The 15,531-nt window shown below is 52.7% G+C and carries 9 protein-coding genes; 1 reads left to right on the top strand and 8 read right to left on the bottom strand.

Annotated features, from left to right (window positions below):
- Positions 1-47: 47 nt before the first annotated feature.
- On the bottom strand, positions 48-635 hold the full coding sequence (locus LKK83_RS29295; RefSeq protein WP_324634999.1) for a zinc ribbon domain-containing protein: 588 nt from the start codon (positions 633-635) through the stop codon (positions 48-50).
- Positions 636-773: 138 nt separating this feature from the next.
- Positions 774-965, bottom strand: coding sequence for a hypothetical protein (locus LKK83_RS29290; protein ID WP_324634998.1), 192 nt, complete (start codon positions 963-965; stop codon positions 774-776).
- A gap of 80 nt (positions 966-1,045) precedes the next feature.
- On the opposite strand from LKK83_RS29290, the gene LKK83_RS29285 reads away from it, so the two are divergent.
- Positions 1,046-3,055, top strand: coding sequence for a cation:proton antiporter domain-containing protein (locus LKK83_RS29285; RefSeq protein WP_324634997.1), 2,010 nt, complete (start codon positions 1,046-1,048; stop codon positions 3,053-3,055).
- Between the two features lie 180 nt (positions 3,056-3,235).
- Here the strand turns inward: LKK83_RS29285 and LKK83_RS29280 are convergent, their stop codons facing one another.
- The 6 genes from LKK83_RS29280 to psb34 form a co-directional block, all read right to left on the bottom strand.
- The gene (locus tag LKK83_RS29280; protein ID WP_324634996.1) at positions 3,236-3,430 is read right to left on the bottom strand and encodes a hypothetical protein; all 195 of its coding nucleotides are present in this window, start codon (positions 3,428-3,430) and stop codon (positions 3,236-3,238) included.
- A gap of 406 nt (positions 3,431-3,836) precedes the next feature.
- Positions 3,837-4,619: a DUF2267 domain-containing protein gene (locus tag LKK83_RS29275; RefSeq protein WP_324634995.1), complete on the bottom strand. Its 783-nt coding sequence runs from the start codon at positions 4,617-4,619 to the stop codon at positions 3,837-3,839.
- A 327-nt stretch (positions 4,620-4,946) separates the two neighbouring features.
- The gene (locus tag LKK83_RS29270) at positions 4,947-8,225 is read right to left on the bottom strand and encodes a family 10 glycosylhydrolase (RefSeq protein WP_324634994.1); all 3,279 of its coding nucleotides are present in this window, start codon (positions 8,223-8,225) and stop codon (positions 4,947-4,949) included.
- A 1,079-nt stretch (positions 8,226-9,304) separates the two neighbouring features.
- Positions 9,305-12,019: a DEAD/DEAH box helicase gene (locus LKK83_RS29265; RefSeq protein ID WP_324634993.1), complete on the bottom strand. Its 2,715-nt coding sequence runs from the start codon at positions 12,017-12,019 to the stop codon at positions 9,305-9,307.
- Between the two features lie 485 nt (positions 12,020-12,504).
- Positions 12,505-14,805, bottom strand: a complete 2,301-nt coding sequence (locus LKK83_RS29260) for a tetratricopeptide repeat protein (protein WP_324634992.1) — start codon at positions 14,803-14,805, stop codon at positions 12,505-12,507.
- Between the two features lie 277 nt (positions 14,806-15,082).
- Entirely contained in the window at positions 15,083-15,262 is a 180-nt protein-coding gene (psb34, locus tag LKK83_RS29255; protein WP_324634991.1) for a photosystem II assembly protein Psb34, read from the bottom strand.
- Positions 15,263-15,531 lie beyond the last annotated feature (269 nt).

The raw sequence follows: 15,531 nt of genomic DNA, 5'->3' as shown, positions 1-15,531 counted from the left end.
GTCGGGGAACAGGAGATTCCCCGGAATAGCCTACCCGAAAATCGGGTTTAGTTTAAGGTGTGACCGCAATTCGAGCAAAAGCGATCGCTAGCGCTTACCCCCGCTCCACATTGGGGACAAAAATTCCGCCCCGACTGTCTCGCCGGCTGAGAGTCTCCCATGCTCATTTGCATGTTTCCCATTCGCATTTCCATCGGATTTGCCCGCATTTCCATGTCCCCCATTTTCATCGGTTTCATGGGTTGCATCGGTTCCATTGGTTGCATCGGTTGCATCGGTTGCATCGGTTCCATCGGTTGCATCGGTTCCATTGTCGGTTCGCTCGCTACCGAGGTGGAAGTTTGTTGCATTTGCGCGACTTCGGCACCCGCCAAGGTAGGCATACTGCTCATCGCGCTCATCCCATTCGATTGAATGGAAATGAAATGCGCTCCGCCTTCGGTATCAATTCGCAAGATAGCGCCACCCCCCATCCGATATAGAGTCGGCGGTTTGGTCCATTTTCCAGTAGAAAAACCGCTGCTGGCTTGTTGCTGCTGACCCCCACTGCCACTCATTAAGGTGACGATGGTTTGATTTCCCCGATCTTCGACAAAAATTTGCTGACCGCTACCTAGGTTGCACGTGTAAGCCACGATTGATTGCCTCCCGGCATTACATACAGTTGCTTTTTTATTTTAAAACAGGTTGTGGCAACTTTTTCGCCTTTTGATGCAGATTGAGACAATTTGAAACTAAACTTTAAATTTATTTAATATTTGTTCGCCTTTAGTTCAGATTTCGGTTACAGCAGGCGCAGTAATCTTCGCCAAATTGTCAGGAATAGCTGACAATTTGGCATGGCGATCGCTTCGCGCCAAAACCGATCGCCATTGCCAGGAATGGATCCATTTAGGCAGAAAACGGCTACCCTGTCTGCAAGGCGATCGCCCGCCGCTGGCCAAAAATCCGCTTAAACAAGTCATGTTGCGGTCACAATGTCATAAAATTTTAATATAGTGCCCGATCGCTTTTGGACAAACTCATTTAAAACCCCCGCAACAACATGTCAGTAGAACACAATATCATTTTGGATCTGACCACGGTATTGGGCGCATCTGCCCTGGGCGGATATCTCGCCAAACGGCTCAACCAACCCGTCTTGTTAGGATATTTAGCCAGCGGTTTGCTCGTCGGCCCGTTTGGTTTCAAATTGTTAAGCGAACTCGAGGAGATTAAAGCCCTAGCCGAAATCGGTGTCGCTTTTTTACTCTTCGCCCTCGGGGTGGAATTTTCCCTCGCCGAACTCAAGCGGGTTAAAGATATTGCAATTAAAGGCAGTTTGCTCGAAATTGGCTTAACCCTCTCCTTGGTGGCCCTGTTAGTGACCGCGATCGCCGGCCCAGAACGATTCACCCAAGGGATATTTCTCGGCGCAATTTTTTCCCTCTCCTCCACCGCAGTGGTGCTTAAAACCCTCACGGAACGCGGGGAAATCCACACGGTTCACGGGCAAGTCATGCTGGCCATCTTGATTGCCCAAGATTTAGCCTTAGGGCTGATGCTGGCGATTTTGCCCGCCCTGCAACAACCAGAACATCTGTTGGTTGCGATCGCGATCGCCTTACTCAAAGGAGCCATCTTTTTAACCGCCGCTTTAGCCGCCGGCAAATGGCTGGTTCCTCCCTTAATCAAAGCCGTCGCTCAAACCGACAGTAGCGAGTTATTTCTCCTCACCGTCATCGCCCTGTGTTTGGGCGTGGCATTAATTACCGCCGGATTGGGTCTATCCATTGAAATGGGAGCCTTTGTCGCGGGATTGATGATTTCGGAAATCGACCATGCAGACCAAGCGTTGGCAAAAATCCTCCCCTTGCGCGATACATTTGCCAGTTTGTTTTTTGCCTCGGTGGGTATGCTCATCGACCCCGCTATTCTCATGGAAAATTTTGGCTGGATTTTAGGCATGGTGGCCCTGGTGATGGTGGGCAAAGCCGCGATTATTTTCCCCATCGTTTTAAAATTTGGTTACTCGTTTAAAACCGCTACTATTTCTGCTTTGGGATTAAATCAAATTGGGGAATTTTCCTTTGTTTTGGCGTTGGTAGGTCTAGAACAAGGCTTTATTAGCGAGAAAATCTATCTGCTGCTGTTGGGAACCACTGCGATTACCTTGGTGCTGACGCCACTTGGGTTAAAATGCTCCCCCACCTTGGCAGAAAAGGCAATCGAAATGCCCGGGTTGGGGAATTATTTGCGCCGGTTTCGCGGGACGAAATCTCTCTCGATTCCAGAAACCATTTCCAATCATGTAGTCGTCGCCGGTTACGGGCGAGTGGGCCAAACCACGGTGAAGATTTTGCAAAATTTGGGCTATCCGATATTAGTCATTGAAAATAGCGAAGCCGCCATCCAACGACTGCGATCGCAACATATTCCCTATATTCTCGGCGATGCGGATTCAGAATTGGTGCTGAAAAAAGCCCATCTGGAAAAAGCCAAAGCTCTGGCGATCGCCCTTCCGGACCCCACCAGTACCCGATTGCTCCTCAAACGCGCTTTAACAATTGCCCCGAGTCTGGATGTGGTGGCCCGATGTCATTACAATCGCGAAATCGATTTACTCACCCAATTAGGCGCGTGGGAAGTGGTTCAACCAGAATTTGAAGCAGGTTTAGAAATCGGTGCCCATTTGCTCACCCACCTGGGCGAATCTCCATCCACCATTCACTCAGTAATGACCTCGATTCGCGGCGATCGCTATCTCAGCGTTCGTTCGGAACGTTCCATCCGCTGGAAACAACAAGACCTCAACCAGGTTTTACCGGAACTCAATAGCCAATGGATGACAATTCCGCCGGATTCCCCGTTCGATCTCCAGACTCTCGCACAAACCGATATTCGCAACCGCACCGGCGTCACGGTGATGGCGGTGCGACATAATCAGGAAATCTGCTACTATCCTAAAGGCGAAACGCGCTTGCACGCCGGGGATAAAGTATTGGCGATCGGCGAACCGCAGGAATTGGAACGCTTTAACCAGATGATGCAAGGTGGCTTTGCGGTCAAACCATAACGGTGGAATGGGGAGGGTTATGCTACCTGTTCCCTCTACGATAGTCATTAGCAATAAAACAATGAGACGATCGCTTCGGATCTATCACCTGAAAGAAGCGATCGCTTTTTTAATATTAAAACTCGTTTGACCTAACTCCTTTTCTCCCAAGCAGCAGATTGACCGATCCAAAGCTCATGGTCAATCCACTACTCGGATTAATCCTTTGTGTAAGTCATCGTAAATTTTATCTACTCTGTGTTTCTCTTGTGGGTTTAATGTATTATTCAAGACCACGGACATCAGTAAGGACTGATCCTTGCGGGTAATTCGCCGAGAGGTCAAAATTTTATCGGCGATTTGGCGAACGTCATGCTGATTTTGAGAAAGCATCATCTGCATCATTCCAGGAAAACTTTTGTAAACTCTATTTTTATTGTCCGTATTTCCCCGTAATTTTGCAGTGACTTTACCCCCCTCTCAGAACGATCGCGATCGCCGGGATTCGTGATTTCGGTCACTGTGCAAAAATCCCTCAAACCCTCATCGGGCGGGAATTTCATCTTGTAAACCCCCGATCGCGCCTCCCTCCCCTGCTTTCCCGGGCACTCTGACCCCACAAAAGGCTCCATCTCCGGATTTGCCATTTCGCAACAGGGATGAGGTTCCCCAGACATGCCCGTTTGCGATCGTCCCCCCCTGACATCTCCGGGGAGTCACGCACTCAGGCGTCACGGTTCGATCGAGATTTCTTACCTAAATTAACAGTTCCCAGCACCTGCTGGGAACTTGTCATTAAACCTTATGCCTGATTCCACAATTGCTTGATTTTGCCGGGAAGCGTCTCGCCAATTTCAGCGATTCGTTCCGGGGATAATTCCTCTTTCGTTGCTGAAAATACCGCTTTCACCACTCGTTCGGGTTCGGTATATTTCGGCATCGATCCTTCATTGGCGACCCGGAACAAAAAGCGCTCGTCTTTAATCTCTAACGGCGGACGAATGCGACTGAGAAATGCCACCAGGGGATTGGTATCTTTCCACAGTTCGGCAATTTCCATTTGCAGGCTTTTGTCATCGGTGGGCATCGCTTCTTTGTGCAGTTCTTCCCCCACGCGATCGCTCGCTTCTGTGGTCATCATATCGCGCATCACGCGATAGACAATGACGGTGATATCGCGAGCATCAAAAATATCGTACAGTTTCCCTTTCACCATCACTTTTTCCAGAAAAGGCATCTGCTCGATGGGAATCGGTGCCTTTTTGCCCTGTTTTAGGGATTCCGGTGGCTTCGCCTCCATTTTTTCTAACATTTGCCGACCTTTATCGGTTAAAGCGGCTTTTTTCAAGTGGATGGTCTCGGGTAATGGTTCTACGCCTCCTTGGGGTTCGCCGGTAAACTCAGCTGTGATATATTTTTTTTGATTGAGGTAATCGATGTTGCCCAGTAAATCTTTTTCTGTCACCTGGCGATCGGCTAAATCTTCCCGCGTCAAATTGACATCGTGGGGTTGTTGATTATCGCCGCTTTCTTTAATTTTTTTGAGGACGATATAGGCTAAGTCGTCTCGTACCTCGATTGTCATAAAAGTCTCCACGGTTTTAACTAAAATTCCCGGTGCGATCGCGCAGTTTCCTAGGGTGGAAATTCTCCCCCACCCAAGTCCTTACCCGAGAACACAATCTCGGGGCGATTCACTCCCGCTGTCGGCTCGATTCTATCCAGCCGTTCCCTGTTGCTGGAAACGAGAATCGCGATCGCCACGGTCAACTTTTAGCGTAGCAGTTGCACGTTGACACTTTATCTGTCAAAAGATAGAAATTAGTTTGGCCTGCCAAACCCTCAATGTCAACTGCAATCAGAAATCCGGCGGTCAAACCGCTGTTTTAAATCAGTTGTAGGGCTTATGGTTCTACTCCCCCGCTTCTGATACACTCTGCGATCGCTGCAACACAAAGCGATCGCCGTAGCGCAACAGAACCTCGAGGGTCTGTAAGCGATTCTCCCAACTCTGAATTTGATAGGGATTGTGCAAAGAATGCAAATTCATCCAATCCTCGAATTCCCCGCGAAACGCCCGTAACGCCTCCCGGGCAGACTGCAACGCTTCCCCCGAAGGATCCGCCGCCAGGTCATCGAGGGCTGCACCCAACTCGGCGACATTTGCCTGAAACTGAGTGAGTTGAGGTTCTCGAATCCAGAGGCGATCGCCCCCCAACAAAAAGCGCCATTCTCGCTGCAACATCTCGAAGCGCGCCGCCGCCGCCGCAAAGGGTTCGCGGTAGGGAATCGGCATATCGGAACTCGCCGGCGATCGCCCTTGGGTGCGCTGGAAAATCCCCTGCAGTTCCTCGCTCACATTTTCTACAGCAAACAACGCATATCCCCCCGCCGACACATTTCGCAACGCCTGAATCTGATCCACCGCCACAATCTCGGGCAAATCCAACAAGCGAATCGCGGGTAACACCAGCACCGACCCCAGATCCGCTTCCTCGAGCCAAGGTTGAGCCAATTTCTCCAAACGGTTGGTATCCATTGCATAGGTCATGGGCACCACCAAATCCACATGGCCCTCCCGCGCCCAAGCTTCCCAATTTTGCTGAATTTTATTCAACCGTTCGTGACGACTTAACGGAAACACCGCCACGGAAATCACCAGATCCGATCGCAAATTTCGCAACTGTTGCGACGCTTCGGCCACAAACTCATCCACTTGCGCCACCCGAAACTCGGTCCACTGCTGCCACAACTGGCGATCGTCCGGCGTAATCTCCATCGGATCGACCCCGGTTAATTGCTCGAACTCGCGCCGCGCCACCTCCCCATATCCATAGCTGCGTTCGGCGCTGGGGTCTTGAAACGGATAGCGGATGTAATCCAACTGCACCCCATCCACCTCGTAGCGGGTGACAATTTCCGACAACAACCCGAGCAAATACCGCCGCACCTCCGGATTTGCCGGATCCAAAAACGGCTTAGTTTGTCCGGGGGGAATCATCATTCCGTCCTCGGTATAGTTCGCCCAACTTGGATGAGCGCTAATCAGCGGTCCGGGATAGGTGGGAGGTTGGTTGAGCAAGGCATTGTGCCGTTGATTGCCGGCAGCAAACGTCCACACCCAAGCGTGCAACTCCATGTCGCGATCGTGCGCCAATTTCACCGCCGCCGCCAGGGGATCCCAATTGCGGGTGAGGGGATTTTGTGCCGGCGCAACTCCAGACGGATAAATCGGATAACCGGCATTGACGGTTTCAAAAAACACCGTATTAATGCCTGCGGCGGCTAAGCGATCGAAAATCTGCGCCAGTCCCCGTTCGGATCCGGCGCGGACGATCGAGGCGCGATCGAGCCAGATGGCGCGAATTTCCGGTTGCCCGAATACCCCTTCAAGGGGATAGTGGTTCCAGAGCAAATCGCGAATTTCCAACCATTGGGAACGGGCGCTGGCATAGTCTTGGCGCTGCACCAGATCGGGAAATTCTTGCAGCATCGCCTTGGCGGAGGCGATCGCTTCGGCGGTGGCGCGAAATGCCCTGGGAGTTGCCGCCACCAGACCTTCTGGCGATCGCATGTCTGCCGCGATTTCTCCCTCTTTCCTGTTTCCCCCCGTATCCACTACGGAAATCGACGATAGGGTAATCTCCCCGGGCAATTCTGCTAATCCCTCGCCGAGACTTGCCGCTGCTGGCAAGGTTTCATGCACGGAAGCGGTAATCAAGGCGCTTTCCACCCGCCCCAGGAGATGTTCTAGTTCTTGACGCATGGCGATCGCTTCCACGGAAGTAATCGGCAGGGGTCCTCTTTCTACCTCTAATCCGGGCGAAGCCACTTGTTCCGCCGGATCCGCCACCGCCGCCCCCTCGGAATTCACCGCCACTTGCCCCCCAATCGGTGGTGTCGCCGGCGCTTGCGCCACCGGGGGCGATGGCGGCGGGGTTTGGGTTTGCGGGGGTGTCGCCGGTTCTTGCGCCACCGGGGGCGATGGTGGCGGGGTTTGGGTTTGCGGGGGTGTCGCCTCCGGAAGTTCTGGGGTTACGGTATCTTCCGGTAAATAAGGCAGGGTATCCTCGCGCGGTGGATTGGCAGGGGCGGGTGCCGGTGCCGGGGATGCCGCCGGGGGAGGTGGCGGTGGCGCGGGTGCCGGTGTCGCGGGTGCCGCCGTAGTCGGTGGCGGTGGCGCGGGTGCCGGTGTCGCGGGTGCCTCTGGGGTGGGCGGCGGTTCTGCTGTGGTGGTTTGGCGTTGCGCCGCCGACTCGCGCAGTTGCTCTGCGGCGGTGGGGGTTTCTCGGGCCGGATTCTCTGGCGCGGGCGGAGTTGGCGTGGGGGATGGGGAGGCGGGGGCTTCGTTGTCGGTAATGCGGACCCGGGTGTTGCTTGGGTTTTGCCGTCGCGATCGCAAAATTGCCGCGCGCAACCAGGCGCTATCGTAGGCGACATCGGCATGATTGCCCCATTCCCAGCCGAAAAATGTGGTGCGATCGCTGACAATCACCGCCGCCGGTCCCGGGGTCGGTCCCCAGGTGGTCATTACCTGCGTGTTAAAGCCTTTCGGCGCGATTCTCCCCCCGGGAAGCGTCCGACTCTCTACATTTTCCGGTATCCAATTCGCAGGACAAAGCATCTCGCTGCGACAAGGAATCGGTTGCATGGTTAGGGGTTCGCCCAAGGGCGCTTCCCAGTAGGCACCCACAATTGAGGTTAACGCTTGCCGCACTCCATCCGGGGAATCCACCCCCAGCGGTCCGGTGACGATCGCCCGCACCCCCTGACTCATCACGGTTTCTAGTTGCAGCACTTGCTCCGAGGTCCATTGTCTGATGTTGGGCAGCACTAACAGGGTAATGTCATTCTCCCGCACCGTTTGCGCCATTGCATCGATTTCGACCACGGTGTAGGAAATGCCGGCTGCTCTGAGTCTTTGGTCGATCGCCTGCCACTGTGCCGCGTTATCCTCACTGCGAACCACTCCCACATGCAAGGAGGCGTTTTCCGGCAGGGGTTGGGCGCTTTGTTTCAGGGGTTGCGGCGCTGTAGGGTTTGCCGGATCTGCGGCGGGCGTCTGGGCGCTGACGCCGGTGAAGGCGGCTGGAGTTACCAAAACTACGCTGCTGATGAGGGTTGCCAGCATCGCGGTCCGGCTGTAGCAAGACCATCTCGACAATTTGGGGGTCATTCGATCGGCTTGCATTGCTGGGTTTACCCCTGGTTTTCCCGGGGGCCACGATGGAGAGGTTTGAAAGCAGCGATCGCTCATCACGCTTACCTTGGCCGAATAAAATGCTAAGGGCTTATTCTATCAGTTTTTTTCGGCAATTTTCACTTTCCCTATTTTTTTTGGGGGCTTTTTCTTTCTCCCTCTCTCTATGTCTTTGTGGCTGTTTCCCTCTCCAGCGTCGCTTCCCTGGCGCTCTGGTTCTCGGCTTTCTTGCCCCCTCGCTCTCATACTGCACCCACCGCCAAGGTGACGCCGAATTCCCTCTTTAGGCGTCGCTCTTTTTCCCTCACCCATTTGGCGGCGATGGTTTACTCCGTTAAAGCATTTCATCTCACAAGTGAGTAGGGTGGGCAGGGCTTCTCGATCTAAGTTGCTCCCAGCAAACAGCCCAATTGCCCTGCCCACCAAAAACCCCTCGATAGTGAGTAGGGTGGGCAGGGCTTCTCGATCTAAGTTGCTCCCAGCAAACAGCCCAATTGCCCTGCCCACCAAAAAGCTACTTCAACTTTTTCTATATTTATACCAATTGCCTAAAACCTCGATAGAAATCCGATGATGGATTAAGGAAATTGGTGCAATGGAAGGATTAAATTTATATCGAGATATCCTGGAAGAAACAATCTGTTATGGCAAATTTTTGCAGCGGTGCGTGACCCCCCGAATTCCATTGTTTGATGTTCCCACCGATTGGGAACGGGGGGTCACGCACCCTACGAAACAAAGGCTTTTGCTTGTTTGGATTTGGTTTCCTCAAATTCTCTTTTATTTTATCGACAAAAGTAATTTTTTATCAAAAAAATAAATTAAAATTGCAATTGTTTGGTTTTAAAACCGAGTTATTTATAACTTCCAGTGGGTAAATTGTCCGATTTTCTGCGGTTATCATACCCACTGGAAAAGCAGCGCCTTCTTGAAGGTTTTAACGCCGATGAATTGCGGCTTCTGTGAGGCAAAAACTGCCGATTAATTGCCTAATTAAAAGGAGCTGAACTCAGGTAGAGTTCGGGGGAAACGCCTGCAAACGCGCTGCGCCTCCGGTGCGCCGGGGAGCACTAGGGTTGCTCGATGGTTTCGTTCACGGGGAAGCGATCGAGAAGCTGAATCGCACGATAGGCATTAGTTTTTAACTCTTCGTAGATATGGGGAACGTGGGGAACCTGAGACAAGAAATCCAGAGTCCGACGCAAAATCCGCACGATATCTCCTTCATCCAACGTCGTATGGGCACACAGTTCGCTCCATTCCACCCCTAACGCCCATTCTTCCACCAATCCAATCAACTCCCGTTCCAACCAAATGGGCAAAGTCACATCATGTCGATGCTGGATTTGAAACAGTTTCCGACGCAACCCTTGCAGTTGCGAGAGTGCGTTTTTCACCGGTGGGGAAACTTGATAGCTGGTCCAAGTATCGGGACGGGACACTTCGGTGACTAAAGCGGCACAGGCAGCCGCAAACTGATGCGGACCGAGGCCATTGAGGGACCCACTCATCAGTGCCAGACCCAACCACAATTCGTTATCCCCGCGAATGGCAGCGGCGCTTTCGCCGATTTCGGTCACGTCAAAACTGGGGGTGGTTTCTTCTGCCTCTTCTTCTGCTTCGGGGGGATTTTCCACCATTCGCAAGCAGCCCACTTGTAGCAAGATATGAATCAGCGCCAGAAAATCATCCCAGTGGGAAGAAAGCTGGCGATCGAGTCCGCTGCGAATTTTCTCGATCTGGCTATCGAGTTTCTGGCAGCGTTTTTCCAGTTTTAGCAAGCTGCCGGGGTCGCCGTATTTATTCAGCGGATGGGTTTTCAGTTTCTCTTGCACGGCAGCAAGGCGTTGGGCTTGGGCTTCCACTTCTGGGGCGTAAAACGACTCGAGGGAGTCGGGAATCGCTTGCGCGATCGCCGCCGTTTCTTCGTTCCCTTTGCGCGACTGTCCGGGTTTGAGAATCAGTTCCACGGGCGGTTCGGGCACCTCCCATTTCCCCCACTGGGGCAACACCTCGTGCAGGGCCACCACATCGCTACTCGAGGCCACATACCACCGATTATTCTTCCCCAAACAAATCAAATTCGGCGATTGTCCCGATCCGGGCACTTTGCCGATTAACACCGCTAGAATCGGCTCTTTGGCGGAAATGTGGCGACCTTTGAGACTGAGCATCTGTCCCGGTTCGCTGGTGGGCAGGGCTTGCGCCGCGATCGCCGCATTGGTTTCCAAGGCTTGCACTTCTAAGGTCTTCAGCAGCCGTTTTTCCGCTTTCAGCCGCTCTCGTAACTTCTGATACCCCTTGCACAGATCCTCGTCTACTTCGGCCAATTTCGTCTCCATCTGCTGCCGCTTTTGCTCGAGTTCCTCCAGTTCTTCTAATTTCGGCTGCAGGTGCATGGTGGCAATATACTGCCCAAAGCTGGATTCTACCAGTTCTTTCGTTTCTTCCAAGCTGTGGGTTTGCAGCAAGTTGAGGACCATCCCATAGGTGGGGGTAAACTGGCTGACGAGGGGATCGGGTCCGACGGTGGCTAAATATGCGGCTTCTCTCGCGCCTTCAAACCGGGTCTGCACGGTCACTACATGCCCCCGTTCGTCCATCCCGCGTCTGCCCGCGCGACCGGACATTTGCAAAAATTCGGAGGCTTTCAGCAGTCGGTGCCCGTCATCGGTGCGCTTGGATAAACTGGAAATCACTGTGGTGCGTGCGGGCATGTTAATCCCGGCGGCAAGGGTCTCGGTGGCAAATACCACTTTAATCAATCCTTGCTGAAATAACTCTTCCACAAATCCCTTCCAGGTGGGTAAAATGCCGGCATGATGGGCGGCAATTCCCTGCAACAAGGGTTTCACCTGTCCCACTCGCTCCGCTTCGGGATTTTTCCGCAAAAATTCTTCCACTTTTTGCCGCAAGACCCGCGCTTCGCCTGGGTTGACTAGATTGAGTTCGCTGACTTCTTCCACGGCGCGATCGCATCCTCGGCGCGAGAAAATAAAATAAATCGCCGGCAGCATATCCCGCTCGCGCAAATGAGTCAAAACGCTCCCTAGATTGGGCACGTCCCGATTCTTTCCCCCTCTCCCTTTGCTCGGATTCCTCAGCAGGCGCGGGTTGATTTTGTTTTGCTTGCGGTTGAGTAGGGGAAATAACCCTTTGGAATTGCAAAAGTAAAAACCCAAGGGCACCGGTCGGTAGTTGGAGTAAATCAGCTCTGTCGGGCCATGTACTTGCTCGATCCAGTCGGTGAGTTGCGAGGCGTTGGCTACGGTGGCGGAAAGCGCCACCAGTTGGATTTCTGGCGGACAGTAAATGATGGATTCTTCCCATACCGTCCCTCGGGCGCGATCGTTCATGTAGTGGCACTCGTCGAGTACCACCGCTTCTACCCCGGTTAAGGAGGTGCCTACCGCACCAATTGAGGTGCCGTAGAGCATGTTGCGAAAAATTTCGGTGGTCATCACCAGGATGGGGGCATCGCGATCGATCGACATATCCCCAGTGAGCAATCCGACGTTGTGGGAGCCGAATAATTCCCGAAAGTCTCGCAATTTCTGGTTCGATAGGGCTTTGAGTGGCGTCGTGTAGAAAATTCGCCCGCCACCCTGCAAGGCTCGGTGAATGGTATATTCGCCGATTAGGGTTTTCCCAGATCCGGTGGGGGCACAGACGACGACGGATCGTCCAGCTTCTAAGGCGGCGATCGCCTGTAGCTGGAATTCATCTAACTCAAAGGGAAATAGGCTTTTTAGATTTTGTTCTAACAACTTAGGTGAAACAGTCACACACTTACACTCTCGATTGATTTTGTTGGCTGATTCTGTGGCACTCTGGCGACTTGAAGGTTTTCCCTCCCGCACGCTTGCGTCCCACGAAGGTCGATCGCACCGTTGCATTTATAATTGTGACATTTTTGCCGGAAGGGGTTCGCTGGCGCTGTGCGCCCAAGATTCCTTCTGTTTCTCAGTTGGCTTGCCGATTGAGTGACACAAAGGTTTGATTAAACAAAATTGTTTCGATCTATCATAGCAATTCTGTCCCGGTTGAGACGCTGTGCCGCTCTCCTCGTCTGGAAACGTTTCTCCCGGTTTCCTCCCACGCCTCTCTCGTTTCCCTACCTCGTTTTTTGCCTCCACTCCACGCTTTGCATGGATCCTGTGTCTGCGTCATGGATGCTTGACATCTATCGGCGTGGATGAAAAAAATGCTTTTTTCTCTTCTTCCCCTCACCCTTCCTTTGCCGATCGCTACTGTTTCCCCGCCCTAGGATTTACAATTTTCGCAGCAGTTCGGGGAGTAGCTCTCCGGGCACTTTGGCCAGGGCCAGATTTTGTCCGGCAATGCCAAATTCTCGATAAAAGGTGCGGATAGTTTGCACCACGTAGTGCAAGGCGGTTTGATGCAGTTGCGGTTGCTGTTGCCATCCTTGTAGGGCTTGCAGGTGATGGTGCAAGGCGGCTTCTAAATGTTGCGATCGCTCTTTTTCTTCGGTGACGGTGCCGGTTTCGCTCACCAGTTGGTAATGAGCAATTCCGAGATTATTGTGGGCGGCAAAGCGATCGAATGCCAGCATGGGGGCGCGGCCCTCTCCCACCCGGGATGCTTGCACCAGGGTCTCGACGATCGCCAATGCTGCATCATAGGCGGCGATCGCTTCGCGCAAAAACTCCCCTCGCAACCCCGGATCCGCTTTCGAGTGGTTCGCTAAATGCCAATAGGCGGTGCCTAAATTATTCTGCGTCGCCGCACAGGCGGCGGGCATCTCTTTGGCATTTCGATAAATTAACGCAATTTCGTAAGCCGCTACGGCAAGCATCAAATAATCGGCGGGTCTCTCGTACTGCGCTAAATTCCAATATGCCGTACCGAGATTGTTTTGAATCATCCCATATTCCCGGGGTTGCTCTTCCCGGGAATGATGGCGCAAGGCTTCGCTATACGCCCCGATCGCTTGGTGCAAATTCGCCACCGGTTCGCAATGTTGCGCTAAATTCCAATATGCCGTTCCTAAATTATTCTGCGTCGCTGCATAGGCTCTGGCATTCGCCGGGGGGTCGCTTTCTAATGCGCCTTTGCGACAGTTTAATGCTTCATTATAAGCGGCAATCGATCGCTGCAAATTCTCTACGCGCGAGCCATATCGAGCCATCTCCCCATAAACCGCTCCTAAGTTATTCTGAATTCTCCCCCAACTTTCACTTTGCTTTTGCCCCGCTAACGGGTTTAACCCGCGCCGATACACTTCAATTGCCCGCTCTAAATCGGCGATTTTCTCTTCACTATTCTCGCCACTTCTCGCGCGCATCCAATAAAAATTCCCGAGGTCATTGGTCAAATCGGCCCACAATGGATTGTCCGGTTCGAGCAGTGCTAGCACGCGATCGTAGGCGAGAATGGCAATTTCCAGGTATTGTGAGTTATATTCACGACTTGCACTTGGACTCACCTCACTTTTGCCCTTGCCTTCCCCACTCGGGGTGAGTAACTCGCGATAAAAATTGCCTAACTTAAAATAAGTATCCGCCAGTTCTACTGCCGATGCGGATTGTGCGTGCAATTGCTTTAAGCGATCGAGCAGTTGCAAGGGCACCGAGAAGGTCTCGGATTTTTTAGAAATATCATTGACATTTTCACTCGTTTGTGATAAACAAGTCTCTCGCACCCACTGGATTAATTTTGCTGGGGGAGCTGATGCCACACTCGGAGTCGGAATCTCAGGTGGAGCCTCCTCGGACTCGCCAGGAGACGCAGGTTGCCCTATGGGAAGCAGTAACGAGGCGATCGCGGGTTTCTCGGCGGGGGATGGCGCAGATCCCGGCGATGCTTCTAACTCGGCAACCTCCCGATTTTCGGATCCCGCTTCCGGGCCGGAATGAGCGATCGCCGTTTCCCCGTCTTCTTTCTCTTTTGCTGTTTTCGGTGCCTCCACCCGTTGCGGCATCGGAATCACCCGCCTCGGCGCGCGATCGCTTTCTCGTCTCTCGTCAATCGGCGTGGGGTCTCCCTCAAATTCAAATACCCCGGTCCGACAGCGCCAAAACTCCGGGGCGGATTGTTGGATCGTATGGCACCAGGGACGCGGTACCCACAGCAGCAAACTGCATTCGCCAATCCGAGGTACCGAAGTTTCCACTAACCGCAGCTCGATTTCGCGCAACTGATTCAGAAAAAACCATTGCACGCTCGTTGAATGGCGGGTTAAGTGTTCGATACCGAGAATCTGAAACACCGGCATGGGCGATCGCTCGGTGGGCGGCGGATTGCGCTCTAACCATTCCGCGATCGCCGCGTACGGATTGGGATCCGCGAGGTCTAACTGGATGCTCACCACTCCCGGATACCTGCGCGATCGCAACGGCGTCACCACAAACTCTCCCTCCGGAGACGATCCACCGCGATCGCCCACCTCGGTTTCTAACCGCCTCGCCAGTTGGTTCCGCAAGCGCATGTCATCGCAAACCGCCAAAAAAATTTGACGGCGCAAACCCAGACTCAGCGCCAGTTTGAGCTGCTTGTAGTTTTGCCGATTTAAACCCAATCCTTTTTCGGGAAAAATATCCGTTACCAACATGCTACCAGCATTGCAAGCCGAGGCTACCTACAAAAAACGAGGGCGATGCGACGATCCTTGGACAATATGATGCACAACTCCTTTTTCTTGTTTGGGATAGCAGCTTCAGGAGTTCTCCTCTGTGGGGGTTTCCGCCTCTTTTTTCTCCCGCCAGTGCCTTTCTGTGGTTTCGCGATCGCTCCATGACCCCAAAAAACCAGGTGCCCCTCTACTTAAAGCACCTGGTTACTGACTTATCACTGTCAGAATTTGGGCAAAATTACCCTTTTTGCTGGCTCTAGCTCATCCCACCAGACACCGACACCGCCAACACAATTAAGCCGCTCACCAACAGCAGGGCAAACACCGCCTGCACGAGATAGTTCCGTTGTTGCTTCTTGTTGGGAGGCTTGGCAGTGTACATCTTCGGCTCTTTCGCAAAATTATTCAGCAATCCACCATCTTCCGTATAGGGCATGTTATTAAACCTTACTGCGTTTTTACCTACTTTTACTCTACCAAATAATTGCCACTTTTTATCACTGTATGGCTATAGAATTTATGAATTAATTTTGGTAGAGAGAGTTGCAGATTGACAATCAGGTTAAAGCGGCTCGGAAAATGATGGCTAGGGTTGACAGGCGGATGGGGATTGGGTATAATGAACCCTAGGGGGCAGGCAGGGCGCAAAAGCAATGCTTAAATTGCTTAAAAGCGCTGCCTGCCCCATCGAATTTCCGTTACCTT

Source organism: Phormidium sp. CCY1219 (assembly GCF_035615515.1).
Taxonomy (GTDB): Bacteria; Cyanobacteriota; Cyanobacteriia; order Cyanobacteriales; family Laspinemataceae; genus CCY1219.
This window is presented reverse-complemented; position numbering and strand designations above follow the sequence as displayed.

What these genes read in the sequence shown, in the direction of transcription:
- LKK83_RS29290 (WP_324634998.1), bottom strand. Translation starts at nt 965, where the DNA reads ATGACTTGTTTAAGCGGATTTTTGGCCAGCGGCGGGCGATCGCCTTGC.
- LKK83_RS29285 (WP_324634997.1), top strand. Translation starts at nt 1,046, where the DNA reads ATGTCAGTAGAACACAATATCATTTTGGATCTGACCACGGTATTGGGC.
- LKK83_RS29280 (WP_324634996.1), bottom strand. Translation starts at nt 3,430, where the DNA reads ATGATGCTTTCTCAAAATCAGCATGACGTTCGCCAAATCGCCGATAAA.
- LKK83_RS29275 (WP_324634995.1), bottom strand. Translation starts at nt 4,619, where the DNA reads ATGACAATCGAGGTACGAGACGACTTAGCCTATATCGTCCTCAAAAAA.
- LKK83_RS29270 (WP_324634994.1), bottom strand. Translation starts at nt 8,225, where the DNA reads ATGCAAGCCGATCGAATGACCCCCAAATTGTCGAGATGGTCTTGCTAC.
- LKK83_RS29260 (WP_324634992.1), bottom strand. Translation starts at nt 14,805, where the DNA reads ATGTTGGTAACGGATATTTTTCCCGAAAAAGGATTGGGTTTAAATCGG.
- psb34 (WP_324634991.1), bottom strand. Translation starts at nt 15,262, where the DNA reads ATGCCCTATACGGAAGATGGTGGATTGCTGAATAATTTTGCGAAAGAG.